Annotated in this window: 24 protein-coding genes, 6 tRNA genes, 2 rRNA genes and 1 other annotated feature (1 of these 33 cut by a window edge); of the genes, 28 read left to right on the top strand and 4 right to left on the bottom strand. The window is 35.2% G+C overall.

The features are described 5' to 3' along the window. Positions 1–61: 61 nt before the first annotated feature. The 9 genes from WR164_RS06175 to WR164_RS06135 all read left to right on the top strand — a co-directional run bounded on the left by WR164_RS06175 (position 62) and on the right by WR164_RS06135 (position 6,092). Positions 62–2,973: ribosomal RNA gene (locus WR164_RS06175) — 23S ribosomal RNA — on the top strand. 77 nt (positions 2,974–3,050) lie between these two features. Continuing rightward, a 5S ribosomal RNA gene (gene rrf / locus WR164_RS06170) occupies positions 3,051–3,167 on the top strand. A gap of 8 nt (positions 3,168–3,175) precedes the next feature. After that, positions 3,176–3,248: transfer RNA gene (locus WR164_RS06165), tRNA-Asn, on the top strand. Between the two features lie 53 nt (positions 3,249–3,301). After that, positions 3,302–3,373 (top strand) — tRNA-Gly (locus WR164_RS06160). Between the two features lie 16 nt (positions 3,374–3,389). Beyond that, positions 3,390–3,462, top strand: a tRNA-Thr gene (locus WR164_RS06155). Between the two features lie 139 nt (positions 3,463–3,601). Beyond that, on the top strand, positions 3,602–5,059 hold the full coding sequence (locus WR164_RS06150) for a peptide MFS transporter (RefSeq protein WP_286136654.1): 1,458 nt from the start codon (positions 3,602–3,604) through the stop codon (positions 5,057–5,059). A gap of 75 nt (positions 5,060–5,134) precedes the next feature. Then, positions 5,135–5,217: transfer RNA gene (locus WR164_RS06145), tRNA-Tyr, on the top strand. A gap of 10 nt (positions 5,218–5,227) precedes the next feature. Next, positions 5,228–5,299 (top strand) — tRNA-Gln (locus tag WR164_RS06140). Positions 5,300–5,390: 91 nt separating this feature from the next. Beyond that, positions 5,391–6,092 (top strand): GntR family transcriptional regulator, encoded by a 702-nt coding sequence (locus WR164_RS06135; protein ID WP_286136653.1) that lies wholly within the window; start codon positions 5,391–5,393, stop codon positions 6,090–6,092. Between the two features lie 13 nt (positions 6,093–6,105). Here WR164_RS06135 and WR164_RS06130 read toward each other — a convergent pair whose 3' ends face one another. Continuing rightward, positions 6,106–6,843, bottom strand: a complete 738-nt coding sequence (locus WR164_RS06130; protein WP_286136652.1) for a WecB/TagA/CpsF family glycosyltransferase — start codon at positions 6,841–6,843, stop codon at positions 6,106–6,108. Positions 6,844–6,981: 138 nt separating this feature from the next. Between WR164_RS06130 and nadE the strand changes: the two genes are divergently transcribed. The 5 genes from nadE to WR164_RS06105 all read left to right on the top strand — a co-directional run bounded on the left by nadE (position 6,982) and on the right by WR164_RS06105 (position 9,823). Further along, entirely contained in the window at positions 6,982–7,806 is an 825-nt protein-coding gene (gene nadE / locus WR164_RS06125) for an NAD(+) synthase (protein ID WP_286136651.1), read from the top strand. An 18-nt stretch (positions 7,807–7,824) separates the two neighbouring features. Then, complete coding sequence (locus tag WR164_RS06120) at positions 7,825–8,244, top strand: hypothetical protein (protein WP_286136650.1); 420 nt, start codon at positions 7,825–7,827, stop codon at positions 8,242–8,244. A gap of 103 nt (positions 8,245–8,347) precedes the next feature. Then, positions 8,348–8,791, top strand: a complete 444-nt coding sequence (locus WR164_RS06115; RefSeq protein ID WP_286136649.1) for a SprT family protein — start codon at positions 8,348–8,350, stop codon at positions 8,789–8,791. 11 nt (positions 8,792–8,802) lie between these two features. After that, positions 8,803–9,672 (top strand): GHMP family kinase ATP-binding protein, encoded by an 870-nt coding sequence (locus tag WR164_RS06110; protein WP_286136648.1) that lies wholly within the window; start codon positions 8,803–8,805, stop codon positions 9,670–9,672. Positions 9,673–9,737: 65 nt separating this feature from the next. Further along, positions 9,738–9,823, top strand: a tRNA-Leu gene (locus WR164_RS06105). Between the two features lie 112 nt (positions 9,824–9,935). Here WR164_RS06105 and WR164_RS06100 read toward each other — a convergent pair. Next, entirely contained in the window at positions 9,936–11,084 is a 1,149-nt protein-coding gene (locus WR164_RS06100) for an LCP family protein (protein ID WP_286136647.1), read from the bottom strand. Between the two features lie 316 nt (positions 11,085–11,400). On the opposite strand from WR164_RS06100, the gene WR164_RS06095 reads away from it, so the two are divergent. Then, positions 11,401–12,072 carry a 2,3-bisphosphoglycerate-dependent phosphoglycerate mutase gene (locus WR164_RS06095; protein WP_286136646.1) on the top strand — a complete coding sequence of 224 codons (672 nt, stop codon included), beginning with the start codon at positions 11,401–11,403 and terminating at the stop codon, positions 12,070–12,072. Positions 12,073–12,132: 60 nt separating this feature from the next. On the opposite strand, the gene WR164_RS06090 is transcribed toward WR164_RS06095, so the two are convergent. Together WR164_RS06090 and rpiA are read right to left on the bottom strand one after the other, a co-directional pair. After that, positions 12,133–13,467, bottom strand: a complete 1,335-nt coding sequence (locus tag WR164_RS06090; RefSeq protein WP_286136645.1) for a C1 family peptidase — start codon at positions 13,465–13,467, stop codon at positions 12,133–12,135. A gap of 124 nt (positions 13,468–13,591) precedes the next feature. Continuing rightward, positions 13,592–14,272 (bottom strand): ribose-5-phosphate isomerase RpiA, encoded by a 681-nt coding sequence (gene rpiA / locus WR164_RS06085; protein WP_286136644.1) that lies wholly within the window; start codon positions 14,270–14,272, stop codon positions 13,592–13,594. A gap of 243 nt (positions 14,273–14,515) precedes the next feature. Here rpiA and WR164_RS06080 point away from each other — a divergent pair, with 243 nt between their 5' ends. From WR164_RS06080 to rplA, 13 genes are all read left to right on the top strand, one after another. Further along, positions 14,516–15,055 carry a dCTP deaminase/dUTPase family protein gene (locus WR164_RS06080; RefSeq protein ID WP_286136643.1) on the top strand — a complete coding sequence of 180 codons (540 nt, stop codon included), beginning with the start codon at positions 14,516–14,518 and terminating at the stop codon, positions 15,053–15,055. A gap of 26 nt (positions 15,056–15,081) precedes the next feature. Beyond that, positions 15,082–16,470 (top strand): DNA repair protein RadA, encoded by a 1,389-nt coding sequence (gene radA, locus WR164_RS06075; protein ID WP_286136642.1) that lies wholly within the window; start codon positions 15,082–15,084, stop codon positions 16,468–16,470. Positions 16,471–16,681: 211 nt separating this feature from the next. Next, positions 16,682–18,178, top strand: a complete 1,497-nt coding sequence (gene gltX, locus WR164_RS06070) for a glutamate--tRNA ligase (protein WP_286136641.1) — start codon at positions 16,682–16,684, stop codon at positions 18,176–18,178. A gap of 153 nt (positions 18,179–18,331) precedes the next feature. Beyond that, a complete protein-coding gene (cysS, locus tag WR164_RS06065) occupies positions 18,332–19,744 on the top strand; it encodes a cysteine--tRNA ligase (protein WP_286136640.1) in 1,413 nt (470 codons plus the stop codon). Continuing rightward, positions 19,741–20,163: a Mini-ribonuclease 3 gene (locus WR164_RS06060; protein WP_286136639.1), complete on the top strand. Its 423-nt coding sequence runs from the start codon at positions 19,741–19,743 to the stop codon at positions 20,161–20,163. Before cysS ends, WR164_RS06060 begins: the two co-directional genes overlap by 4 nt. Then, a complete protein-coding gene (rlmB, locus tag WR164_RS06055; protein ID WP_286136637.1) occupies positions 20,153–20,911 on the top strand; it encodes a 23S rRNA (guanosine(2251)-2'-O)-methyltransferase RlmB in 759 nt (252 codons plus the stop codon). The genes WR164_RS06060 and rlmB overlap by 11 nt, the downstream gene beginning before the upstream one ends. Positions 20,912–20,926: 15 nt before the next feature. After that, a complete protein-coding gene (locus WR164_RS06050; RefSeq protein ID WP_286136636.1) occupies positions 20,927–21,466 on the top strand; it encodes an NYN domain-containing protein in 540 nt (179 codons plus the stop codon). Positions 21,467–21,629: 163 nt separating this feature from the next. Further along, on the top strand, positions 21,630–22,184 hold the full coding sequence (locus WR164_RS06045; RefSeq protein WP_286136635.1) for a sigma-70 family RNA polymerase sigma factor: 555 nt from the start codon (positions 21,630–21,632) through the stop codon (positions 22,182–22,184). 125 nt (positions 22,185–22,309) lie between these two features. Beyond that, entirely contained in the window at positions 22,310–22,459 is a 150-nt protein-coding gene (rpmG, locus tag WR164_RS06040; protein ID WP_286136634.1) for a 50S ribosomal protein L33, read from the top strand. Between the two features lie 15 nt (positions 22,460–22,474). After that, a complete protein-coding gene (gene secE / locus WR164_RS06035; protein ID WP_286136633.1) occupies positions 22,475–22,639 on the top strand; it encodes a preprotein translocase subunit SecE in 165 nt (54 codons plus the stop codon). Between the two features lie 108 nt (positions 22,640–22,747). Beyond that, a complete protein-coding gene (nusG, locus tag WR164_RS06030; protein WP_286136632.1) occupies positions 22,748–23,302 on the top strand; it encodes a transcription termination/antitermination protein NusG in 555 nt (184 codons plus the stop codon). A 118-nt stretch (positions 23,303–23,420) separates the two neighbouring features. Beyond that, positions 23,421–23,846: a 50S ribosomal protein L11 gene (gene rplK, locus WR164_RS06025; RefSeq protein ID WP_286136631.1), complete on the top strand. Its 426-nt coding sequence runs from the start codon at positions 23,421–23,423 to the stop codon at positions 23,844–23,846. 84 nt (positions 23,847–23,930) lie between these two features. Then, the gene (rplA, locus tag WR164_RS06020) at positions 23,931–24,623 is read left to right on the top strand and encodes a 50S ribosomal protein L1 (RefSeq protein WP_286136630.1); all 693 of its coding nucleotides are present in this window, start codon (positions 23,931–23,933) and stop codon (positions 24,621–24,623) included. A gap of 61 nt (positions 24,624–24,684) precedes the next feature. Next, positions 24,685–24,726: a sequence feature (ribosomal protein L10 leader region), on the top strand; it runs 75 nt beyond the window's last position.

Below are 24,726 nucleotides of genomic sequence, written 5' to 3'. Positions count from 1 at the left end.
GTTCAATAAATATATTTTCGTAATTACTCAATTAACCAAAAGTGCCACGTAGTGGCAATTAGGTTAAGTTATGAAGGGCGCATGGTGGATGCCTTGGCACTAGAAGCCGATGAAGGACGTGACTAACAGCGATATGCTTCGGAGAGCTGTACGTAAGCTTTGATCCGGAGATTTCCGAATGAGGAAACTCAATAGCTTTAACGAGTTATTATTGATTAAACTTAGTTTAATCAAAGGTAAACGTGGGGAACTGAAACATCTCAGTACCCGCAGGAAAATAAAGAAATTTCGATTCCCTTAGTAGCGGCGAGCGAACGGGGAACAGCCCAAACCAACGAGCTTGCTCGTTGGGGTTGTAGGACTGAACATTTGAGTTACCAAAGATTTTAATAACTGAAAAACCTGGAAAGGTTTGCCAAAGTGGGTGACAGCCCCGTAAGTGAAATTAAAATCTCTCAGTTCAGGATCCTGAGTACGGCGATACACGTGAAACATCGTCGGAATCCGGGAGGACCATCTCCCAAGGCTAAATACTAACTAGTGACCGATAGTGAACCAGTACCGTGAGGGAAAGGTGAAAAGCACCCCGGAAGGGGAGTGAAATAGTTCTTGAAACCATGTGCCTACAAGCAGTTAGAGCCCGTTAACGGGTGATAGCGTGCCTCTTGCAGAATGAACCGGCGAGTTATGATTACATGCAAGGTTAAGATGATAAGTCGGAGCCGCAGCGAAAGCGAGTCTGAAACGGGCGTTTCAGTATGTAATGATAGACCCGAAACCAGGTGATCTACCCATGTCCAGGATGAAAGTGCGGTAAAACGCACCGGAGGTCCGAACTTGTGTACGTTGAAAAGTGCTAAGATGAGATGTGGGTAGCGGTGAAATTCCAAACGAACTTGGAGATAGCTGGTTCTCTCCGAAATAGCTTTAGGGTTAGCCTTGGAGTTGAGAATCATGGAGGTAGAGCGACTGTTTAGACGAGGGGCTCATCTTGAGTTACTAAGTTTAGATAAACTCCGAAGCCCATTGATTTATATCCAGGAGTCAGACGATGAGTGATAAGATCCACCGTCGAAAGGGAAACAGCCCAGACCACCAATTAAGGTCCCTAAATACATGCTAAGTGGAAAAGGAAGTGGAGTTGCATAGACAACTAGGATGTTGGCTCAGAAGCAGCCATCATTTAAAGAGTGCGTAATAGCTCACTAGTCGAGTGATTTTGCGCCGAAAATTTACCGGGGCTAAGCATGTTACCGAGATTGTGGACGTGACTTCGTCACGTGATAGGAGAGCGTTCTAAGGGCATTGAAGCAGGATCGTAAGAACTTGTGGAGCGCTTAGAAGTGAGAATGCCGGTATGAGTAGCGAAAAACCAGTGAGAATCTGGTTCACCGAATGACTAAGGTTTCCTGGGGAAGGCTCGTCCTCCCAGGGTTAGTCGGGACCTAAGCCCAGGCCGAAAGGCGTAGGCGATGGATAACAGGTTGAGATTCCTGTACTAGTTAGTTGTGCTTGAACGATGGAAGGACATAGGAGGCTAAGTTATGCATGCCGTTGGATGTGCATGTTCAAACTGTAAGTCAGGTCATGAGTCAAATGCTTATGACCGGGTTGACAAGCAGTGATGAGGACTGAAGTTTAGTAAGGAAGTAACTGACGTCACACTATCGAGAAAAGTTTCTAGTGAGCAACTAATTACCCGTACCACAAACCGACACAGGTAGTCGAGGAGAGTATCCTAAGGTGAGCGAGTGAACCCTCGTTAAGGAACTCGGCAAAATGACCCCGTAACTTCGGGAGAAGGGGTGCTGCACGCAAGTGCAGCCGCAGTGAAAAGGCTCAGGCGACTGTTTATTAAAAACACAGGTTTTTGCAAAATCGTAAGATGAAGTATAAGGGCTGACACCTGCCCGGTGCTGGAAGGTTAAATGGATGAGTTAGCTTCGGCGAAGCTCAGAAATGAAGCCCCAGTAAACGGCGGCCGTAACTATAACGGTCCTAAGGTAGCGAAATTCCTTGTCGGGTAAGTTCCGACCCGCACGAAAGGTGTAACGATCTGAGCGCTGTCTCAACGAGGGACTCGGTGAAATTGAGATACCTGTGAAGAAGCAGGTTACCCGCGACAGGACGGAAAGACCCCATGGAGCTTTACTGTAGCTTGATATTGGGTGTTGACATGACTTGTACAGGATAGGTAGGAGCCGTAGAAACCGGAACGTTAGTTTCGGTGGAGGCGTTGTTGGGATACTACCCTTGTTGTGTGGACACTCTAACCCGCGCCACTAATCGTGGCGGGAGACAGTGTCAGGTTGGCAGTTTGACTGGGGCGGTCGCCTCCTAAATTGTAACGGAGGCGCTCAAAGGTTCCCTCAGAATGGTTGGAAATCATTCATTGAGTGTAAAGGCATAAGGGAGCTTGACTGTGAGACATACAAGTCGAACAGGGACAAAAGTCGGACTTAGTGATCCGGTGGTTCCATATGGAAGGGCCATCGCTCAACGGATAAAAGCTACCCTGGGGATAACAGGCTTATCTCCCCCAAGAGTTCATATCGACGGGGAGGTTTGGCACCTCGATGTCGGCTCATCGCATCCTGGGGCTGTAGTTGGTCCCAAGGGTTGGGCTGTTCGCCCATTAAAGCGGTACGCGAGCTGGGTTTAGAACGTCGTGAGACAGTTCGGTCCCTATCCGTCGCGGGCACAGGAAATTTGAGAGGATCTATCCTTAGTACGAGAGGACCGGGATGGACATACCGCTGGTGTATCAGTTGTGCCGCCAGGCGCACTGCTGAGTAGCTATGTATGGATAAGATAAACGCTGAAAGCATCTAAGTGTGAAACTTACCTCAAGATGAGATTTCCCATTTCTTCGGAAAGTAAGATCCCTGAAAGATGATCAGGTAGATAGGCTAGAAGTGGCAGTGCAGTGATGCATGAAGCGGACTAGTACTAATCGATCGAGGACTTAACCACAAAAGGTGGAACGGTTGAAGTTAGGAATTAATATTAGCTAGTTTTGAGAGAACGAAGTTCTCTGAACAATTAAATAGTGTGGTGGCGATAGCTAGAAGGATACACCTGTAACCATGCCGAACACAGCAGTTAAGCTTCTAAACGCCAAAAATAGTTGGGGGATCGCCCCTTGCGAAGATAGGACGTTGCCACGCGATTTTATTCCGGCATAGCTCAGTTGGTAGAGCACCTGACTGTTAATCAGGTTGTCGTCAGTTCGAGTCTGACTGCCGGAGTTATTTAATTAGAGTGCTAGCGTTTGTTAGCACTCTATTATTGTATTAATTTTGCGGAAGTAGTTCAGTGGTAGAACATCACCTTGCCATGGTGGGGGTCGCGAGTTCGAATCTCGTCTTCCGCTTATTTTATAATTAAATGCCGGCTTAGCTCAGTTGGCAGAGCATCGGCATCGTAAACCGAGGGTCACAGGTTCAAATCCTGTAGCCGGCACTAGTTTCGGATTAGAATTGATAATATTCTAATCCTTTTTTTATTGCGAAGATTTTCGATTAGATATACAATATTAGTACTTTAATATATTAAAAGATGATGAGTGAATTATTAGATAAAAACAAATGGAGGAATTTTCTTGGGAAGATATTTTGGTCATTTAAAAAATGCTTTTTTAGGTCAACCAAAAGGGTTATCGACATTATCATACACTGAAATGTGGAGTCGTTTTAGTTATTATGGCATGCGAGCTATTATTTTATTTTATATGTATTATTCATTGGCTAAGGGTGGTTTAGGATTTTCACAGGGAACAGCTGCATCTATTATGTCAATTTATGGATCGTTAGTTTATTTATCATATATTATTGGTGGGTATGTTAGTGATCGGATGCTTGGAAGTCAAAAATCAGTATTTTATGGAGCTATTTTAATACTATTTGGGAATTTGTTATTATCATTTCCCCTTGGCGTTAAAACCCTTTTTTTATCGATGGTATTAATAATTATGGGGACGGGTTTATTTGGACCTAATATTACCAATATTGTTGGTAATTTATATGATAGCAGTGGTTTTCAAAGGGAAATCGGCTTTACAATTTTTGTTTTTAGTACTAACGTTGGGGCCTTTTTTGCTCCAATTATTGTCGGTGGATTAGGAATGCGAATTAATTTTCACTTTGGCTTCTTACTATCTGCTATTGCTATGTTAATCGGGTTAATCCAATATTATTTTAGTAATAAAAACAATTTTAATGGTGATAATTTATATCCAACTAATCCAATTGAACCTCAAGATGTAAAAAAGATCATTTTTAAAACAATTTTATTTTTAATCGGATTTGTTTTAATTATTTCTTTAATGATAGTAATGAATGAATTAAATATTAAAAATTTAATTACACTATCTAGTATTTTTGTGATTGCTGTGCCAATTATTTATTTTATTGTAATGCTATTAAGTAACAAAATTTCAAAACAAGAACACAGAAATCTCCTAAAATATATTCCATTCTTTATTGTTGCTGTAATTTTTTGGGGAATCGAAGAACAGGGATCAGTTATTCTAGCATTATTTGCTCAAAATCAAACTGATAATCATATTTTAGGATTTACGTTACCTGCATCTGTTTACCAATCATTAAATCCATTATTTTTCATATTATACACTCCATTTTTTATTATGGTGTGGAATAAAATGAATCAAAATAAAAGGAAAGCTAATGCAGCTCATATGTTCTCATATGGAATGATTTTTACAGGATTGTCATTCTTATGGATGGTAATCCCGTTACTATTGTTTGGCCTAAGTTCTAAAATTAGTCCTTTCTGGTTAATTGGAAGTTGGGCAATTATTGAAATTGGTGAAATGTTAATTTCACCAATTGGATTATCAATTACAACGGAATTGTCCCCGAAGGCTTACAAATCTCAAATGCTAGCCTTATGGTTTCTAGCAGATGCAGCTGGACAGGCGATTAATTCTCAAATTATTAAACTTTATTCTGTAAATGAGGTTGCATATTTTGCATGGATTGGTATAATAGTAATTGCTGTTGGTATTTTATTACCAATCGTTGTTAAAAAAAATAATTAAAAAATTAAAAAAAACGGTTGACAGTTTATTGAATTTTAGGTATTATATTAATTGTTGATTCGTTACATGTTTTTTGGAGGAGTAGCGAAGTCTGGCTAAACGCGGCGGACCGTAAATCCGCTCCTTCGGGTTCGATGGTTCAAATCCATTCTCCTCCATTTTAATTATTGGACTATAGCCAAGTGGTAAGGCATCGGGTTTTGATCCCGAGATGCGCTGGTTCGAACCCAGCTAGTCCAATTACTTAGACTGATTAACTTTTTAAGTTAATCAGTCTTTTTATTTGTTATAATGTTAAAAAGTGAATTAATAATAGGGGAGAAAGTTTAACTTGTCACTGCCAATTTATATTAGAATTCATAATGATATAAGAAGAAAAGTTGAAAATAACCAATGGCAAATTGGTAGTCAAATTCCGCCTGAGCGAGAGCTAGCTATCCAATATCACGTAAGTCGGATGACTTTAAGACAAGCAATTCATACGCTTGTTGATGAAGGAATTTTAGATCATCATATTGGTTCTGGAACTTTTGTTGCTCACAGAAAAGTGCAGGAGCAAATGTCTGGGATTACTAGTTTCACTGATATTATGCTGGAACAGCAAAAAATTCCTTCAAGTAAGACCATTTCATACTATACCGTTGCACCTTCACTTAGTGAGATGGAGAAACTTCATATTAAACAAAATAACCGCGTGCTCAGAATGGAAAGAATTAGATATGGTAATGACGTGCCAATTTGTTTTGAAGTTGCAACAATTCCTAGTCATTTTGTTTCTGGTTTAAGTAAAGATGACGTTTCCGGATCACTTTACCGTGTTTTAAAAGAAAAAAAACATTTAATTCCGGGAAAAGCACGTCAAATGTTTTCGGCAACTTTAGCTTCGGAACGAATTGCTGACTATTTAAAAATAAAAAAAGGTGATGCAATTTTATATTTAAGGCAAACCACTGCCTTAAAAGATGGAACACCATTTGAATATGTTCGTTCCCAATATGTTGGAAAAAGATTTGAATTTTATTTGGAAAAATAAAAAGCAACGAAATTTATTTTCGCTGCTTTTCTTTTTGTTGATAAATTAAATATAAGAAATAAGGAAGCGCCATCATTCTTGGCAATCGACTTGGTTCCTTTAATAGTCTGTAAAACCATTCTATGTGATGATTAATCCAAAATTGAGGTGCGCGCTTAGTATTTCCTGATAAAACATCAAAGCTTCCACCTAATCCGATCCATAAACCATTACTAATTGAACGATACTTATTAATAAATAAATCCTGTTTAGGGTATCCGAGTGCAATAAAAATCATGTCTGGTTGAGTTTTTTGAATATCTTTAACAATCTGTTCATCATAATTAAAATATCCATCATGAATACCAGAAATTTTTAAATGCGGGTAATTATGATTAAGAGTTGTTTTTAGATCATTGATTACATTTGGTTTTGCACCTAAAAAATATGCTGATTTATGATTTGCATTACCCCATTTTAATAAATTTAGAAAAATATCAAATCCAGAAATGCGACCTGGAATATCATCATTAAGAATATGTGATGCTTTAATGATGCCAACGCCATCCGGTGTGATATAATTCGATGATTTAATAATATTTTGATATTTAGGATGCTTCTTTGCAAATACAACAATTTCAGGATTAGCTGTGATAATAAAAGTATTTTTTCTTTGTTCAATTCTAGATTTAATTTGATTCATAAAACTACTAAAAGTGGTATTTACAAATGGAAATCCTAAAATGTCAGTTGTTTTAAATTCTTCTTTCATAATTTTCCCTTCATTTTTCATAACAATTGTTTCAATTAATGATAAAATTAAAACGTAGTAATTAAAATCCAAACAATCTTCATTTTACAGTTTGGTAAATTGAAGTCAATACAAGAACGAGTGTGGGGTGAACTAAACATGCGTCAATTACAAAAACAAATCATTAATACTTTAAAAGTTAAACCTGAGATTGATCCAAAAACAGAAATTAGGAACAGTGTTAATTTCTTAAAATCATATTTAAAACATTATCCTTTCTTTCAATCATTAGTTTTAGGAATTTCTGGTGGACAGGATTCCACTTTAACTGGAATTCTATGCGAGCGAGCCGTTTCTGAATTAAGAAAAGAAACTAACAAAAATTATCAATTTATTGCCGTTAGATTGCCTTATGGCGAACAAGCTGATGAATCAGACGCAATGGAAGCAATTCGTTTTATGAAAGCTGATCAGGTCGTTCGCGTTAATATTAAATCGTCAACTGATCAGATGGTAAAATCGATTGAAAATAATGGCATTAAAATTTCGGACTTTAATAAGGGAAATATCAAAGCCCGCGAACGAATGATTGCGCAATATGCAATTGCTGGTTCTAATTCAGGCGTTGTCGTGGGGACTGATCATGCTGCTGAAGCAGTTGCCGGTTTCTATACTAAATATGGTGATGGAGCTTCAGACATTACACCAATTTGGCGATTAGATAAACGTCAAGGAAAACAGATGTTAGAAGTTTTAAATGCTCCTAAACATCTTTATCAAAAGACCCCAACTGCTGATTTAGAGGACAATAAACCAGCTTTACCTGACGAAGTTGCTTTGGGCGTTCGTTATCAAGATATTGATGATTATTTAGAAGGCAGGGATGTTTCTGATAAAGCTGCTAATCAAATTGAATCACTATATCGAAAGACAGAACACAAACGTCACATGCCGATTAATATTTATTCTACTTTTTGGAAGTAGAAGTAAAGGAGAACTGATATGAGAGTAGTTAGATTAGCAGATTACGCTAGAAATATTTCAAACTTAATTGCTTCAACAAATGATACTGGTTCAAAGATGGGAAAGCATTTCACACCTTTAAAAAAAGCAATTAGTAATCAAAATTTTGAATCAATTGATTTGAAATCAACCAAAAATGAATTTCAAAATGGAACCGATGTTTATAAGAAAAATTTAAAACATTTACAAACAATGCGGGTTCCAGCACGTGTATTAGGCAAACACAAAATGATGATTGATGATTATCAAAAATATGTTAGTGCCTGCCAACAAATGGTTGATAGTATTAATCTTGATGATTCAAAGGTGGATCAAAAATTATTTAATCAGTCGGAAAAAGATCAAGATCGTAGCATCGTTGATTTTGTTAAATATGCACAAAAAATAATGATGGGATGATGAATAGGGTAGTAAACATCTAAGTTTACTACCTTATTTTAAAAATAAATTCATTTTATAACGTATTTTCTTTTAAGAAGATGAATTGAAAGAGGCGTTAAAAATGTCTAATCTTGATTTACAACAACTTGTTGAAAAAATTTCCTTAAAATATTTTCAAAAACCTTTTAAGCACCGTGCATATTTTAATTATCGCTTAAAGACAACGGGTGGAAGATACCACTTAAATGATCACAATATTGATATTAATCCTAAAATGTTAAATGATTTTGGCTACCATATTTTAATTGGTGTTATTAAACACGAATTGTGTCATTATCATTTACATTTAAGTGGATTCAATGCTAAACATAGTAGTCCAGATTTTATTCATTTATTATCGGTGGTTGGGGGAAGTCGTTATGCCCCGCAGCCTAAAATAAATCGAAGAAATTTAAGGTATGTCTGCATTAATTGTGGCCAAATTTACATTCGAAAACGTCGAATTAATGTTAGACGGTATGTTTGTAGCCGGTGTCATGGGCATTTAAAATTAATTAATAACTAGGAGTGATAAGAATGGCAAAAGCCGTTATTCGAATTCCAGCAACAGCATCTGATTTAGGAATTGGAACCGATTCTTTTGGGATTGCATTCCAATTATACTGTACTGTAATTGTTGAAGAAGAAACTGATCATTGGCGTGTTAATCATGCTTTAGGTGATCAAGTTCCGCATGATTCTAGTAATTTGATTGTTCAAACAATTTTGAGAATTGATCCTAAAATTGCTCCACATCAGTTAACTGTGATGTCAGATATTCCAATTGGTTGTGGATTAGGTACTAGTACCTCCGCCATTGTTGCTGGAATTAAAGTCGCTAACAGTTTAGGAAAAATGGATTTGTCACTAGACCAGCAAATTAACATTGGAAGTAGAATTGCTGGAAGCTCTGAAAATATTGCACCGGCAATTTTAGGCGATATGGTTATTTCATATTTTAATGGCAAACAAGTAATGACAATTAAAACTAAAATGCCTAATATTTCTTTGCTAGCATATATTGATCATAAGAAAAGAAAGCCGGTTCAAATGCCTACCACTGTTTCATTTAAGGATTTTGTGGCATCAAGAAGTACATCCAATTTATTTATTGCTGCCGTTATGAATCATGAGTGGCCCAAAGCATCACTAATGATGGAAGAAAAACATATCGATAAAAAGTATTCTTCGGATGTTGATAAAAATTTGCGATTAATTCGTCGGGTTGCCCATAGTTTTGGAATTTATGGAACATTTGTTAGCGATACTTCCCAAAATATTTTTGCATTAGGAATCAGAAGAGAATTAAGTAAATTACGTGATCATCTAAATGGTGGCGATCGACTTCGTGGTGACATTAAAATTATCGGAATTGATCGTGATGGTTCTACCGTTCGTGGGGAATAAATTTAATTTTAAATTTTGATTGTCAAAATTAATTCACTTTGTTATAATGGACATTGTGAATTAATGCGGCCATGGCGGAATTGGCAGACGCGCAGGATTAAGGATCCTGTCGAGAATTATCTCGGTGGAAGTTCGAATCTTCTTGGCCGCATCATGTTAGAAGCTCTTTTAAAGGGCTTCTTTTTTATTGATTTAAAATTCTACATAAAAAAGGGATACTGATAATTATCAGTATCCCTTTAATTTAATGGTTTAAATTAAATTTAGTATCCACCAGAATTAGAAGTGGCATAAGAATTGTTATCATTAGTTTGATTTTGATAAGATGATTCATTATTAGATGAATTATCATTACTACCACTATTACTACTACTGTCAGTACTACTGCTTGAATTACCACTACTTGAATTACTTGAAGGTGATTGTGGATTCATTCCAAGACTCTTTCTAACGATAGCAGAAACTTTATCAATTTCATTTTGAGTTGGAACTTGATAATCAATTCCATTAATAGTTGCGTCTTGTCCTTGAAGTGTTTCTGATTTAATATGATGAGTTGCATCACCATATCGCGCTCTAATGGAAATCATATCATTGAATTGCATATCAGTTTTAATATTGCCATTTAACGATTGTAAAATTTGATGATATCTGGTTAGGGATGAAATTTGCATTCCCTTCATAACAAGCTTTTGCAAAACTTCACGTTGTCTAGCTTGTCGTCCATAATCACCAAGCGGATCTTCATGACGCATTCTTGAATAATCAAGTGCTTGAGCGCCATTAAGAAGTTGTTTTTTGCCCTTAACAACGTTAGCATTACCATACTTAAAGGTTAATTTAGGGTTAACGGTAACGCCACCAACGGCGTTAACCATTTTTTCTAAACCACCCATATTAATGATGGCATAAAAGTCAATGGGAACATTTAATAGATTCTGAACGGATTGAACAGCCGATGAGGGACCACCAATTGTATAAGCAGCGTTAATTTTTTCATACGGCTGTGAATCACCAGGAACTGATACTTGAGTATCCCTTGGAATACTTGTTAAATTAATGGTATCCATCTTTGGATTAACGGTTGCTAAAATCATCGTATCGGTTCTGCCAACATCGTTTCTGCCTAGGGCACCAGTATCCGTTCCTAATAATAAAACAGAAAATGGTTTATCTTGATTGATAACGTTTGAGACGTCCCTTAATTTATGGGTATCTCCCGATTGATACCATTCACCAGCACTTTTCTGACCTTCTTTATACATTTGGTATCCCTTAGCTAATCCACCACAAAGGACAATTAATAGAATGATTAAGATGGTTAGCGCAACGCCATGCTTTTTCTTCTTTTTTGAATATTGTGGTTTCATATCTTCTCTTTTTGGTAATTTTTGTTGATTATTTGATTGCATTTACATATCTCCGTTTATTTAAATCTCTTTTTAAAAATTGTAGAATAGTTTTTAATCAATGACAATATTAATTTTAAAATTGTAACAAACATGACATACTATGTAATTATATCTAATCATATAAAATTTTATGATTAAAAACAAACAATAAACAAATATGAATGTAAGGATTACAAATTGAGTTATGATAGATGGTGTTTAATATTGTCAATGTTTCCATTTTAACTTATTTGAATTAATATTAAAATACAACTATGGCTAATTATTAAAAATTATTATATTTTTTAATTCTAACGAAGCAAAGGGATGATTTAACATGTCAATTTTGACTATCATGCGTCACGGCGAAAGTCAGGCGAATCGAGATCATGTATTCACTGGTTGGTCAGATGTTCCATTAACTTCTAAGGGAGTTCAACAGGCTCACTTAGCCGGTCAAAAATTGAATCGAACTGGGATTCAATTTTCTGATGTCCATACCTCATTTTTAGTTCGTTCGATTGATACTGCTAATATCGTTTTAGATGAAATTAATCAATCATATATTCCTGAACATAAATCATGGCGTTTAAATGAACGTCATTATGGTGCACTGAGGGGTAAGAATAAGCAGGTTGTTAGGAAAAAAGTAGGGGATCACCAATTCAAACTTTGGCGTAGAAGCTTTAAAACGGTTCCACCACTTTTAAAACATCATGATCATGATCCAAGATATACTAAATTGGGCGTCATCGAACCATTGGGAGAGAGTCTTGAAATGGCTTACCATCGTTTGATGCCTTATTGGGTTGACAGCATTGCACCACGTTTATTAGATCACCATAATCAATTAGTTGTTGCCCATGGCAGTACATTAAGGGCATTGATTAAATATTTGGATCAAATTCCTGATGATCAAATCGATAATGTTGAAGTCCCCAATGGAATTCCAATTGAGTATGAATTTGATGATCATTTAAATGTTATTAATAAAAAATTTATTAAGTAAAAAATAGGCATCGATTAATTTATTTGTTAACCGATGTCTATTTTAATTATGATTTTAAAATTAAGCTAACGTACCCATTGGATCCCAAGGCTTTAAAACGATTGGCTTTTGAGCTTGGAGTTTCTTCAAATTGTCTGACATGTATTTCTTATTGATAACAACTTGGTATACAAATGTTCTGAACCAATCATTGCTCATAACAAAGTATCCCTTATTACCAACTTTCTTACCCCAACTATTTTCAACTTTCCATTTAGTTGGTTGGCCATCGACAATGTCAACACCAGTGATTACCATGGCATGATCCATTGCACTTTCTTTGTAATTTAAACGTTCAGCTTTACTCATGCTTAAATCAGTGTCAAATAGTGCACTACGGTCATATTGCTTAGTATCCATAATTCCTTTTTGCCTGTCGGAACTTTGGGCAACATCACTACCAAACCAAACGCTTTCACCATTCTTTAATTGTTTAATGGTTAATTCTTGGAATTGATCCATTGTTAGATTCAAATGTTTGATTTGACGTCCACCAGCTACATTTCCTAACATATCGATTGTATATGTTTTATTAAATGGCTTGTCTTCAGTCGGTGAATTGATTAATGAAACGTAATCTTCTAAATTAACGTTAACGTATTTCTTAAAGAATTCCTTTGGGGTAATACCTTGATCAATATGGTAATTGCCATCCTTATCACGGTATTCAAAGTTGAATTTTTGAACTGGCTTGCCGAATGAATATGCTAACATTCTATAAATGTCATTAAGCATTTTGGTTTTAGTCTTAGAAATTTTGTCACTAGTAGCTTTCTTAGCAACTAATTGTCTTAAGACGCTGGCACTATGTCTTAATTTAAGATTTAATGCATTGTCTAATCCGGCTGAATTGTTACTACTGTGAGTTTCTGGCATAACAGACTTAGGAACGATTCCATACTTTTCAATTAAGGCACAGAGCATATCCCATTGACCACCGTCTCCTTGTGGAGAATTCATTAACCAAGAAACTTTTCTTGAGTCGGTTGGCTTGTTAGCAGTCTTTAATACATTTTCTAAGAAGTAGTTAGATTTTTCTAACTTATCCCAGAAGGTAACGTAATTTTGTGATAATTCCCAATTACCTTTTAAGTTTAAAGTATTAGCCATGTGATGTCTCATTGTATTTAATGCTGCAAACAACCAGCATCTACCGCTTCTTTTTTGATTAGAAACGTCACCGGTATCTAATTCAATTGAAAAAACTGGATCCATATTAGCATCTGATTTGTAATCAGCACTAGTTTCTAGGATGCCATTATGTGAAACGGCACGTTCTAGGACACTTGAATCCTTGCGATTTTCATAATCGTTTTGGAACTTTTTCAATTGGTCCATACTGATATCTTTCGTCATAAAAACACTCCTTTAATTAATTCATGATGTTATTAAAACAACCATTAATGAAATATTGTACAACATAATTAGAAATAAAAAAAAGAATTGATAATTAATCAATTCTAAATTAGTTTAAAATAAATTATCTTGCTTTAATTGTTTTAGGCCCATTATCATAACCAACGATGACCATGTTGACAATATCTAAAAATAATCCATGTTCTACAATTCCGGTCATATCATCTAACTTTCTAGATAATTTATGCGGATGTTTAATTTTACCTAAATGTAAATCAATGATGTAGTTATTAGAATGGGTTAGAACATGTTGGTCTCCATTCATTCTAAAAGTAGGGTGGAAATCCATTTTAGCTAAACGTCGAAATAATTGGGTGCTGCCATATGGAATTACTTCTAATGGAAGCGGAAACGATCCTAAATATTTAGTCATTTTGCTTTCGTCAACGATCCAAATGTTCTTCTTAGAATTAATTGCAACAATCTTTTCAATTAAATGGGCAATTCCACCGCCTTTAATTCCTTGAAAATTACGATCGATTTGATCGGCACCATCGATGGTTAAATCAATATGATCAACGTCATTAATGTTTTTAATTTTGATTCCTAATCGCCGGGCACGTTCGGCCGTTCTGTGTGATGTGGGTACACCAACAATATGTATTTTATCTTTTTTAACTTTTTTACCCAATGCTTCAACTAAATATTTAACGGTTGAACCGGTACCTAAACCAACGACCATCCCATCATGAATATACTTGACAGCTTCTTGGCCAACCATTTTCTTCAATGCATCTTGATTCATTATCTGTTCCCCTCTAAAATTCATGAATCGAATCACAATTCAGCAGTTTGGATTTAAATCATCATGTCATTTAAAATAATTTTAATATCAATCATTCACTTAACATTATAATATCAATAATTAATCTAACCAATCAATCATACAATTTAATTTACTTTACGTCTATGATAAATTAATATTCGTACTTTTGCTTATCGTAATATATAATTATAGTATCATAATAAAAATTTAGGATGTGTAATAATGAAAAAACGTGGATTTCAAATTGTTTCAAAATATAGGGATGATCAAATTCAATTACCCAATCGATCAACTGAACACTCAGCAGGTTATGATCTTCATAGTGCGGTTGATTTTACAATTCCATCAATTTGGAAAGTTAACTTTTTAAAAGTTCTTTGGGCAATTAAACACGAAAAAAGTGTGTCTTACGAAAAAGCTAATCAAGCTAAAAAAATATTAAAGCCATTTTTAATTCCGACGGGGGTTAAGGCATATATGCAACCAAACGAAGTATTAATCATTGCTAACCGTTCTAGTAGTCCATTGAAGAGAAGCTTGATTTTACCAAACGGAATTGGCGTTGTAGATGCTGATTATTATAATAATGATAGTAATGAAGGCGAGTTATTGATTCAAATTTTAAATGTTGGCATTTCTGATTACCATGTTAAAAAAGGTGATCGATTAGCCCAGGGAATCTTTATGCCCTATTTAATAACTGATGATGATTTAAATTCTGGCAAAAAACGAAGTGGTGGATTTGGATCATCTGGTAAATAGTAAAAATTAAAAGGAGGGGTTAAAAATTGGCAAAAGCCAAAACTCAGTATGTTTGCCAAAATTGTGGTTATATTTCTCCTAAGTATTTAGGCCGTTGTCCTAATTGTGGCAAGTGGAATACTTTAATTGAACAAAGCGTCCAAAGTTCCCCTAAAACTCATGATAACCGAAGTAGTCGGGTTAATTTTAGAGGGGTTAAAACGGAACCTGAATTAATTAGTAAGGTTGATACCCATAAGGAACCACGGTTTAAAACCGATTCTGAAGAATTTAACCGGGTTTTAGGTGGTGGCATCGTTCCGGCTTCATTAATTTTAATTGGTGGAGATCCTGGAATTGGAAAATCAACATTGTTAATGCAAATTTCAGGTCAATTGAGCCATCATCATAAAAAAGTCCTATATGTTTCTGGAGAAGAAAGTGCTAACCAAATTAAAATGCGTGCTGATCGTTTAGGGGTTGCTGACAGTTCAGACCTATACGTTTATCCTGAGACTGACATGGAATCAATTCGAAATGCAATTGAAAAATTGAATCCAGATGTGGTTGTCATTGATTCCGTTCAAACGATTCAAGAACCTGACATTCAGTCATCCATTGGTTCAGTTTCCCAAGTTAGAGGGGTTACTTCTGATTTAATGAACATTGCAAAGACCAATGGAATTACTGTCTTTTTAGTTGGCCATGTTACAAAGGGTGGCACTCTTGCTGGCCCTAAAACACTGGAACACATGGTTGATACTGTCTTATATTTCGAGGGGGATTTACATCATTCCTATCGAATCTTGCGGGCGGTTAAAAACCGTTTTGGATCTACTAATGAACTGGGCGTTTTTGAAATGATTGAATCCGGTTTACATGAAGTTAAGAATCCTTCAGAAATTTTTTTAGAAGAGCGTCTAAAGAATGCAACCGGATCTTCGATTGTGGTTTCAATGGAGGGGACCAGACCCATTCTAGTTGAAATTCAAGCTTTAATTACACCATCGATTTTTGGAAATGCACAAAGAACTGCTACTGGTTTAGATCGTAATCGGGTTTCATTGATTATGGCAGTATTAGAAAAGAGAGCTGGTTTAATGCTTCAAAATCAGGATGCTTATTTAAAGGCAGCCGGTGGTGTGAAATTAAACGAACCCGCAATTGATTTAGCAATGGCAATTAGCATCGCCTCTAGTTACCGTGATGTTGGAACTAGTCCGACAGAATGTTACGTTGGTGAAGTTGGTCTAACAGGTGAAATTAGAAGGGTAACTAGAATTGAACAACGGGTTGATGAAGCCCATAAGTTAGGATTCAAACGGGTGCTTGTTCCTAAGAATAATCTACAAGGGTGGACGGCACCAGAAGGAATTAATGTTGTTGGGGTATCAACTTTAAGTGAAGCACTTCATCTTGCGTTGAGAAAAAAATAACATTATTTTAAATTTTAGATATCCATTATCACTGAGCATGTTACAATGTAAAATGATAATGTTTAGATGGTGATTCATCTATTGATGGCTTAAAACAAGCCCTAGCGAACGGAATTATGTTCATAGGAATGAACTAAGCTTTGCCGTTCCTAAAAACGCGGTATTTGCCGGCGTAGTTTATAACCTATTTTATAAAGAGGAGAAATTAGCATTGGCTAAAAATAAGATTAGAGTTAGATATGCACCAAGTCCAACTGGACACTTACACATTGGTAATGCAAGAACTGCAATTTTTAATTATTTATTTGCTAGACATAATCATGGTAAGTTTATTATCAGAATTGAAGATACTGATACCAAACGAAATGTTGCCGATGGAGAAAAAAGTCAGTTAGATAATTTAAAATGGCTTGGCCTTGATTGGGATGAAGGTCCTGATGTTGGTGGTGACTTCGGTCCCTATCGTCAAACTGAACGTAAAGATAAGGGAATTTACCAAAAATTAATTGATCAATTAATGGCTGAAGGTAAAGCTTACAAGTCATACCGAACTGAAGATGAATTAAAGGCTGATCGTGAAGAACAAGAAGCACGTGGTGTCATGCCCCATTATGAGTATGAATATGAAGGCATGTCAGATGACGAAATTAAAAAGTCAATGGCTGATGCCGAAGCCAAGGGATTAAAACCAGTCATTCGTTTCAGAGTTCCTAAAAATAAGGATTATGCTTGGGATGATATTGTTAAGGGCCGTGTTTCATTTAATTCCGACAGTATTGGCGGGGATTTCATTATTCAAAAGAAGAATGGAATGCCAACATATAACTTTGCCGTTGTTGTTGATGATCACCTTATGCAAATTAGTCATATCTTTAGAGGTGACGATCACGTTGCCAATACTCCAAAGCAATTAATGATTTATGAAGCATTTGGTTGGCAACCGCCAAAATTTGGTCACATGAGTTTAATTACGAGTGCTGCCACTGGTAAGAAATTAAGTAAACGTGATGAATCTGTTTTGCAATTTATCGAACAATATAGAAAGTTAGGCTACTTACCAGAAGCAATGTTTAACTTTATTACTTTGCTTGGTTGGTCACCAGTTGGCGAGGATGAAATCTTTAGTCGAAAACAATTCATTAAGATTTATGATGAAAAACGCTTAAGTAAATCACCTGCTAAGTTTGATAATAAAAAATTAGAATGGGTTAATAATCAATACGTTAAATCATCAGATGAAAATGAAGTAATGGACTTAGCTTTACGTCAATTGATTAAAAAGGGTAATATTCCCGAAAATCCTGATGCAAAGACGGTTGAATGGGCACGTCAATTGGTTAAGTTATACAAACAACAAATGAGTTATATGGCTCAAATTAATAAAATGGCGAGCGTCTTCTTCAAAGAACCTGAACAAGTTAGTGGGGATGCATTGAAGGAAATTAGTAATGATACTGCTCCAATTGTCTTAAATGAATTTGCTAAACGCGTTAAGGATTTAAAGATTTTTGATCAAGTTGAAATCTTTAAGACCATTAAATCGATTCAAAAGGATACAAAGATTCGTGGACGTAAGTTATGGATGCCAATTCGAATTGCAGTTACCCATGAAATGCAGGGACCAGAATTACCAGAATCAATTGAATTAATTGGTCGAGATAAGGCAATTCATCATATTCAAGAAACTTTAAAGCAAATTAGTAAATAATTTAAAAATTTATTTTTAAATTGGTCTTGTTGAAATTATTTTAATTTTGACAGGGCTTTTTGTTTTGAAACAATGGTTGAAAATGTCAAATTAGCCTTAAACTATGCTAAAATGAAATTAATTAATAACTTATAAAAAGGTGAGGTGTCAAACATGTTAAAAATATATAATACATTAACACAGCGGAAGGAAACATTTGAACCGATTAAAACCGGGGTAGTTAATATGTATGTATGTGGGCCAACTGTTTATAATTATATTCACATTGGAAATGCTAGAAGTATTGTTGCATTTGATACAATTCGTCGGTATTTTGAATATTGTGGATACCATGTTAACTATGTTTCTAATTTTACCGATGTGGACGATAAGATGATTAATGAAGCTAAAAGGGAACATACGACCGTTCCTAAATTAGCTGATAAGTATATTGCTGCTTATCACCAAGACGTTTCTGCTTTAAATGTTGAACCAGCAACTAGAAATCCAAGAGCAACTCACCACATTAAAGATATTATTAATTTTATTCAAGTTTTAGTTGATAAGGATTATGCTTACGAATCCGGTGGTAATGTTTATTTCCGTGCTAGAAAATTTCCAACTTATGGTGCCTTAGCACATGAAAATGTTAACGATTTAGAGGCTGGTGCTAGTAAACACGTTACTAAAGCTGAAATGCAGTTAAAAGAGGATCCAATTGATTTTGTTCTATGGAAAAAAGGAACCCCTGGTGAAATTTCATGGGAATCACCGTGGGGAAAAGGAAGACCAGGATGGCATATTGAGTGTTCAGTAATGTCGACTAAATATTTAGGCGATACTTTTGATATTCACGGTGGTGGTGAAGATTTAGAATTTCCCCACCATGAAAATGAACGAGCTCAAAGTGAAGCTAAAACTGGCCAAACCTTTGTTCATTATTGGATGCACAATGGTTTTGTAACCGTTGGGGAAGATAATGAAAAAATGAGCAAATCTTTGGGTAATTTTATTACCGTTCATGATTTAATTAAAAAAGTTGATCCAGAAATTTTAAGATTCTTCATATCAACAACCCAGTATCGTAGACCAATTCAATATAGTCAAAAGAACTTGGACGATGCTGCTAATAATTTAAAGAAATTAAAGACAGCATATAATAATTTACATTATCGATTAAAAGATGCAGATGCCTTTAATGATCCAAAAGTTGATCAAGAAGTTAGACAAATTCAAGCTAATTTTCAGGATGCAATGGATGATGATTTCAACGTTCAAAATGGAATTGGTCAAGTCTATGAATTAGCAAAGTTAGGCAATGTTTATGCAGAACGACCACTTGTTTTTAAACAAACGGTCCAATTGATCTTAAAGAAGTTAACCAAGTTAGCTTCTATTTTTGGAGTTACCTTTGAAGTTGAATCCCTAAATGATAATCGAATTAAAGCTTTAATTAAAGAACGGAATCAGGCCAGAAAAGATAAGAACTTTGGTCGTAGCGATGAAATTAGAGCTAGTTTAAAATCTAAGGGAATTATTTTAGAGGATACACCTCAAGGAACACGATTCAGAAGGGAACATAAATGATAAAGAATACAACTGTTGATTATAACCAATTAAATGGGGTGGTTTTAGCCTACTTAGGAGATAGTGTTTACGAAGTATACATTAGAAGACATTTACTAACGTTAGGAATTACTAAGCCTAATCGACTTCAAAAGACAGCAACTAAATATGTTTCTGCTAAGGCGCAGGCAGCACTTATTAATTTAATGCTTCATGATGATGTTTTAACTAAGGAAGAGTTATCGGTTTTTAAACGGGGTCGAAACGCTAAGAGTCATACCCATGCTAAGAACACCAACGTTGTAACCTATCGTATTTCAACCGGTTTTGAAGCCATTATGGGTTACCTTTCACTTAGTAATCAAGAACAGCGTTTAGATGATTTATCTGAATGGTGCATTAAACAAATTGATGATGGGAGGGAACCCTATGAAAAATAACGAAAATAATGATTTTATTATGGGGCGCCATCCTGCTGTTGCTGCATTAAGAAGTAAACAGGAAATCAATAAAGTCTTTTTACAAAATGGAATTAATAGTAATGATGCAAATATAAGGACGATCGTTAAACTGGCTAAATCACGTCATTTAGTCATTTCACGGGTTCCTAAACCTAAATTAGAACAGATGTCTAATCATGGTAATCATCAGGGGGTTATTATTTCAATTGCGCCATTTAAATATGCCACCATTGATGATTTATTTGATAATGCTAAAAAACATCAAGAAGATCCTTTCTTTGTCATTTTAGATAATATTGAAGATCCACATAATTTAGGTTCAATTATGAGGACAGCTGATGCTGCTGGTGCGCATGGAATCATTATTCCCAAGCGAAGGGCCGTTGGTTTAACATCAATTGTCGCTAAGGCATCTGCTGGAGCAATTGAAAGGGTTCCGGTTGCCAGGGTGACTAATTTAGTACGAACCGCAAAGGATTTAAAGGAACGCGGCGTTTGGATTTTTGGCACCGATGTCTCTGGACATGATTATCGAAAATGGAATGGAAATGGCCCATCCGCCATTGTGATTGGTAATGAAGGAAAGGGAATCTCACCGCTTTTAAAGAAAAATGTGGATGAAATGTTAACAATTCCAATGGTTGGAAAAGTGCAAAGCTTAAATGCTAGCGTTGCGGCTAGTTTATTAATGTATCAATGCTTTAATTCCAGAAATCCAATTAAATAAAGATGGTCGGTATAAATGAAAACGAAATTATACATCATTGATGCTTACAATATTATTGGAAATTGGCCCCATTTAAATCGATTAAAATTAGAAGACCGGATGGCAGATGCCAGGGATGAATTACTAGATACTTTGTCTGAATACCAAAAATATTCCGGCTTAAATATGATTGTCGTTTTTGATGCTTATTATGTTCCTGGTTTATCTAAAAAAGCTAAGTATAATAATTTAGATGTTGTGTGGACAAGTAAAGACCAGACAGCAGATAGTTATATTGAAGCCTTAACTAAAAAGAAACAGTCACGTTTAGTTCAAGTGGTAGTTGTTACCAGTGATAATGCTGAACAATGGACTGTTTTTTCTTCCGGTGCATTAAGAATTCCAGATCGTGAATTTTTAAATATGATTAATATTTCAAAACGTGAAATTAAAAGCAAGATTGATGATTATTCGAATCAAACCACTGTCCGTAAGTTACCGTGGTCTTCTAAACAATTATCGGAATTAGAACGTCTACGCGACCGACTCTCTAATAAAAATCATCGTAATCATTAATAATTAATATAAATATATTTATATTAATAAATTGGTACACAGATTCTTCATGAACTACGAACGTTTGTTTGCTTGTTGATATACCCGTTTTCCAGTAAATTTTTATTTGTTAATGACTGCTGGTTGCAGTTCAAAAAATAAAATTCGAAAGAAGCGAATATAAATGAGTAAACGAAAAAATAATAATGGCAATAACGGTGGAAAATCATTTGAATCTTTATCAGTGAAGTATCAACCAATTGTGAAATCATTATGGCAAAAATATTATGTTGCTGGGATGGATTTTGATGACTGGAATCAAGAAGCCAATTTGGTAATGTTGAAATTAATTTATAAGTTTGATTGGAATGGAAAATTTACTTTTGGAACGTTTTATCGAATGGCATTAAAAAATCGAATCTTTGATCTGATTAGAAAAAGTAATGCTAAAAAACGAAGGCCAAAGGAAGAAGTAGCCTATTTGGATGCATCACCAGATGGTTATACTGATACTTTGGCTGATAAACATTTTAATAATCCGGAAGCTAATTTATTAGTTGAAGAAAAACTTTATAAGATTTTAAATTATCATTTGTCTGATTTAGAATCTAGTGTTTTTAAATTGCATTTATCTAGACAAGAAACTGATCAAATTGCACGTCAATTAAACATTGATGAAATTCAAGTGAAGAATGCATTACAAAGGTGTCGAAGAAAGTTATTTGAATTTTTGAAGTAAATTGACTGGTATTATTGTTAATGATATGATTTATAAAATTACTTGTTGATCCGGCAGATCCTTTTTGAATATGTTATTATAAATAAGGTTAATGGTGGTAGAATAATTAACTAGGGGCTGATAATTTGGCACAGAAAAAAGTGGCACTAGAATGCTCTGTTTGTGGTTCAATTAATTATTATGTTGACGTAAACGTTAATCATAATCAAAGATTAAAACTAAAAAAATTCTGCAAGCATTGTGGTAAGCATACAATGCATTATGAAACAAGATAAGTGAGGGATTTTAAAATGCATTTTATGCATGATGTTGTATTAGAAATGAAAAAAGTAGTTTGGCCGAACGCCAAACAAACAAGAAGAGATACTTCAACTGTAATTGGATTATCCGTTATGTTTGCAATCTTTTTTGCAATCGTTGATTCAATTGTTCAATATCTCTTAGGATTACTATAAATAAATTGTTCTTTATTGAAAAATGATGTTATAGTAATGATAGAGAAACTTGGAACCTTCGTGCTTTACGAGGGTTTTTTATTTTATTTAAAAAAGGAGCTAATTGAGATGGTAGAAACATCTAAAAAAAGATGGTACGTTTTGCACACTTATTCAGGATATGAAAATCGAGTAAAAAATAATCTTGAATCTAGAAAAGATTCAATGGGCATGACGGATTATATTTTTGATGTTGTCGTTCCAGAAACTGAGGAGCACTATAAAACTAAGACTGGTAAAAAGAAAGTTAGAATGGACAAAGAATTTCCTGGTTACGTTTTGATTCAAATGGTAATGACAGATCAATCATGGTACATTGTTAGAAATACACCTGGCGTAACTGGATTTATTGGTTCGCATGGTGGTGGTAGTAAACCAACACCATTGCTTCCGGATGAAGTTAAACTTATTTTAAGCCGCCTTGGCAAGAGTGAAGATAAGAAAACCCTTAACGCTAGAGTGGGCGATACAGTTACTATTATTGATGGCGCCTTTTCAGGTCTAAATGGTAAGATTACTAATATTGATGGTGAAAAAGGAAAGTTGAAAGCTAATATTAATATGTTTGGTCGAGAAACAAGTGCTGAACTTACTTTTGACCAGGTCAAACCAATTCTTAAATAAAGATTGTTTATTTTTTATAATTATGCTATATTATAGTAGTGTGTTTTGACACATAATAACGTGGGAGGAGAAATTTTACTCTCCAATTACCACACACGGACTTAAGGAGGTATGTCTCGTGGCTAAGAAAGTAGCAAACGTAGTTAAATTACAAATTCCTGCGGGTAAAGCAACACCTGCCCCTCCAGTTGGACCTGCATTGGGTCAAGCTGGAATTAACATTATGGGATTCACTAAGGAATTTAATGCTCGTACCGCTAAACAAGCAGGTATGATTATTCCAGTTGTGATTAATGTATATGCAGATCATTCATTTGATTTCATTACAAAAACTCCACCTGCAGCAGTTCTTTTAAAGAAAGCTGCTGGTGTTGAACATGGTTCTGGCGAACCTAACTCTAAGAAGGTCGCTAGTGTAACTAAAGACCAAGTTAAGGAAATCGCACAGACTAAAATGAAAGACCTTAACGCAGCTGATGTAGAAGCAGCTATGCGAATGGTCGAAGGTACTGCTCGTAGTATGGGATTCGCCGTTAAAGATTAATCCAATTGAGTAGTTCCGCGTGCATTTTGCATGTTCCGTGGGAGGATATTCCGTTACAACCACAATACAAGGAGGAAAATCACTATGGCTCGTAAAAGAGGTAAAAAATACCAAACAGCTTTAAAAGAAGTTGACCAAGATAAAGCTTACTCTGCTTCTGATGCTGTTAAGTTAGTTAAAAAAATTGACTATGCTAAATTTGATTCAACACTTAGTGTCGTATTTAATTTAAATGTTGATACTAAACAAGCTGACCAACAATTACGTGGTGCAGTTGTATTACCTAATGGTACTGGTAAAAAGCAAACTGTTATTGTTTTTGCCAAGGGTGATAAAGCTAAAGATGCAAAAGCAGCTGGTGCTGATTACGTTGGCTCAGATGATTTAGCTCAAAAAATCCAAGATGGCTGGTTAGACTTTGATGTCGCAATTGCAACACCAGACATGATGCCACAAGTAGGTCGCTTAGGCCGTATTTTAGGACCGAAAGGTTTAATGCCTAATCCTAAAACTGGTACCGTTACAATGAACGTAAGTAAAGCAGTTTCAGATTCTAAATCTGGTAAAGTTGCTTACCGTACTGATCGTGATGGTAACGTTGCTGTTATTATTGGAAAAGCATCATTTGATGATGATAAATTAGTTGAAAACTTCAAAACAATTAAAGATTTAATTGTTAAGAATCGTCCTTCTTCTGTTAGAGGAACTTATATTTCTAATCTTTCAATTTCAACAACATTTGGCCCTGGTGTAAAAGTTGATCTTTCATCATTTTAAAATGTAAATGAATAAAAATCCCATTTGCTTACCAAATGATTATATGTTAATCTATGGAAGTAAATTTAAATGTAATCTACCTAAGACTCAGGTGGCTAACGCC

Origin of the sequence: Philodulcilactobacillus myokonensis (assembly GCF_027923585.1) — a bacterium.
GTDB classification, from domain to species: domain Bacteria; phylum Bacillota; class Bacilli; order Lactobacillales; family Lactobacillaceae; genus Philodulcilactobacillus; species Philodulcilactobacillus myokonensis.
This window is presented reverse-complemented; position numbering and strand designations above follow the sequence as displayed.

Bases quoted from the DNA above. Each gene is read 5' to 3' on its own strand.
- WR164_RS06130 (WP_286136652.1), bottom strand. From the start codon at position 6,843: ATGAAAGAAGAATTTAAAACAACTGACATTTTAGGATTTCCATTTGTA.
- nadE (WP_286136651.1), top strand. From the start codon at position 6,982: ATGCGTCAATTACAAAAACAAATCATTAATACTTTAAAAGTTAAACCT.
- WR164_RS06120 (WP_286136650.1), top strand. From the start codon at position 7,825: ATGAGAGTAGTTAGATTAGCAGATTACGCTAGAAATATTTCAAACTTA.
- WR164_RS06115 (WP_286136649.1), top strand. From the start codon at position 8,348: ATGTCTAATCTTGATTTACAACAACTTGTTGAAAAAATTTCCTTAAAA.
- WR164_RS06110 (WP_286136648.1), top strand. From the start codon at position 8,803: ATGGCAAAAGCCGTTATTCGAATTCCAGCAACAGCATCTGATTTAGGA.
- WR164_RS06100 (WP_286136647.1), bottom strand. From the start codon at position 11,084: ATGCAATCAAATAATCAACAAAAATTACCAAAAAGAGAAGATATGAAA.
- WR164_RS06095 (WP_286136646.1), top strand. From the start codon at position 11,401: ATGTCAATTTTGACTATCATGCGTCACGGCGAAAGTCAGGCGAATCGA.
- WR164_RS06090 (WP_286136645.1), bottom strand. From the start codon at position 13,467: ATGACGAAAGATATCAGTATGGACCAATTGAAAAAGTTCCAAAACGAT.
- rpiA (WP_286136644.1), bottom strand. From the start codon at position 14,272: ATGAATCAAGATGCATTGAAGAAAATGGTTGGCCAAGAAGCTGTCAAG.
- WR164_RS06080 (WP_286136643.1), top strand. From the start codon at position 14,516: ATGAAAAAACGTGGATTTCAAATTGTTTCAAAATATAGGGATGATCAA.
- cysS (WP_286136640.1), top strand. From the start codon at position 18,332: ATGTTAAAAATATATAATACATTAACACAGCGGAAGGAAACATTTGAA.
- WR164_RS06060 (WP_286136639.1), top strand. From the start codon at position 19,741: ATGATAAAGAATACAACTGTTGATTATAACCAATTAAATGGGGTGGTT.
- rlmB (WP_286136637.1), top strand. From the start codon at position 20,153: ATGAAAAATAACGAAAATAATGATTTTATTATGGGGCGCCATCCTGCT.
- WR164_RS06050 (WP_286136636.1), top strand. From the start codon at position 20,927: ATGAAAACGAAATTATACATCATTGATGCTTACAATATTATTGGAAAT.
- WR164_RS06045 (WP_286136635.1), top strand. From the start codon at position 21,630: ATGAGTAAACGAAAAAATAATAATGGCAATAACGGTGGAAAATCATTT.
- secE (WP_286136633.1), top strand. From the start codon at position 22,475: ATGCATTTTATGCATGATGTTGTATTAGAAATGAAAAAAGTAGTTTGG.
- nusG (WP_286136632.1), top strand. From the start codon at position 22,748: ATGGTAGAAACATCTAAAAAAAGATGGTACGTTTTGCACACTTATTCA.
- rplA (WP_286136630.1), top strand. From the start codon at position 23,931: ATGGCTCGTAAAAGAGGTAAAAAATACCAAACAGCTTTAAAAGAAGTT.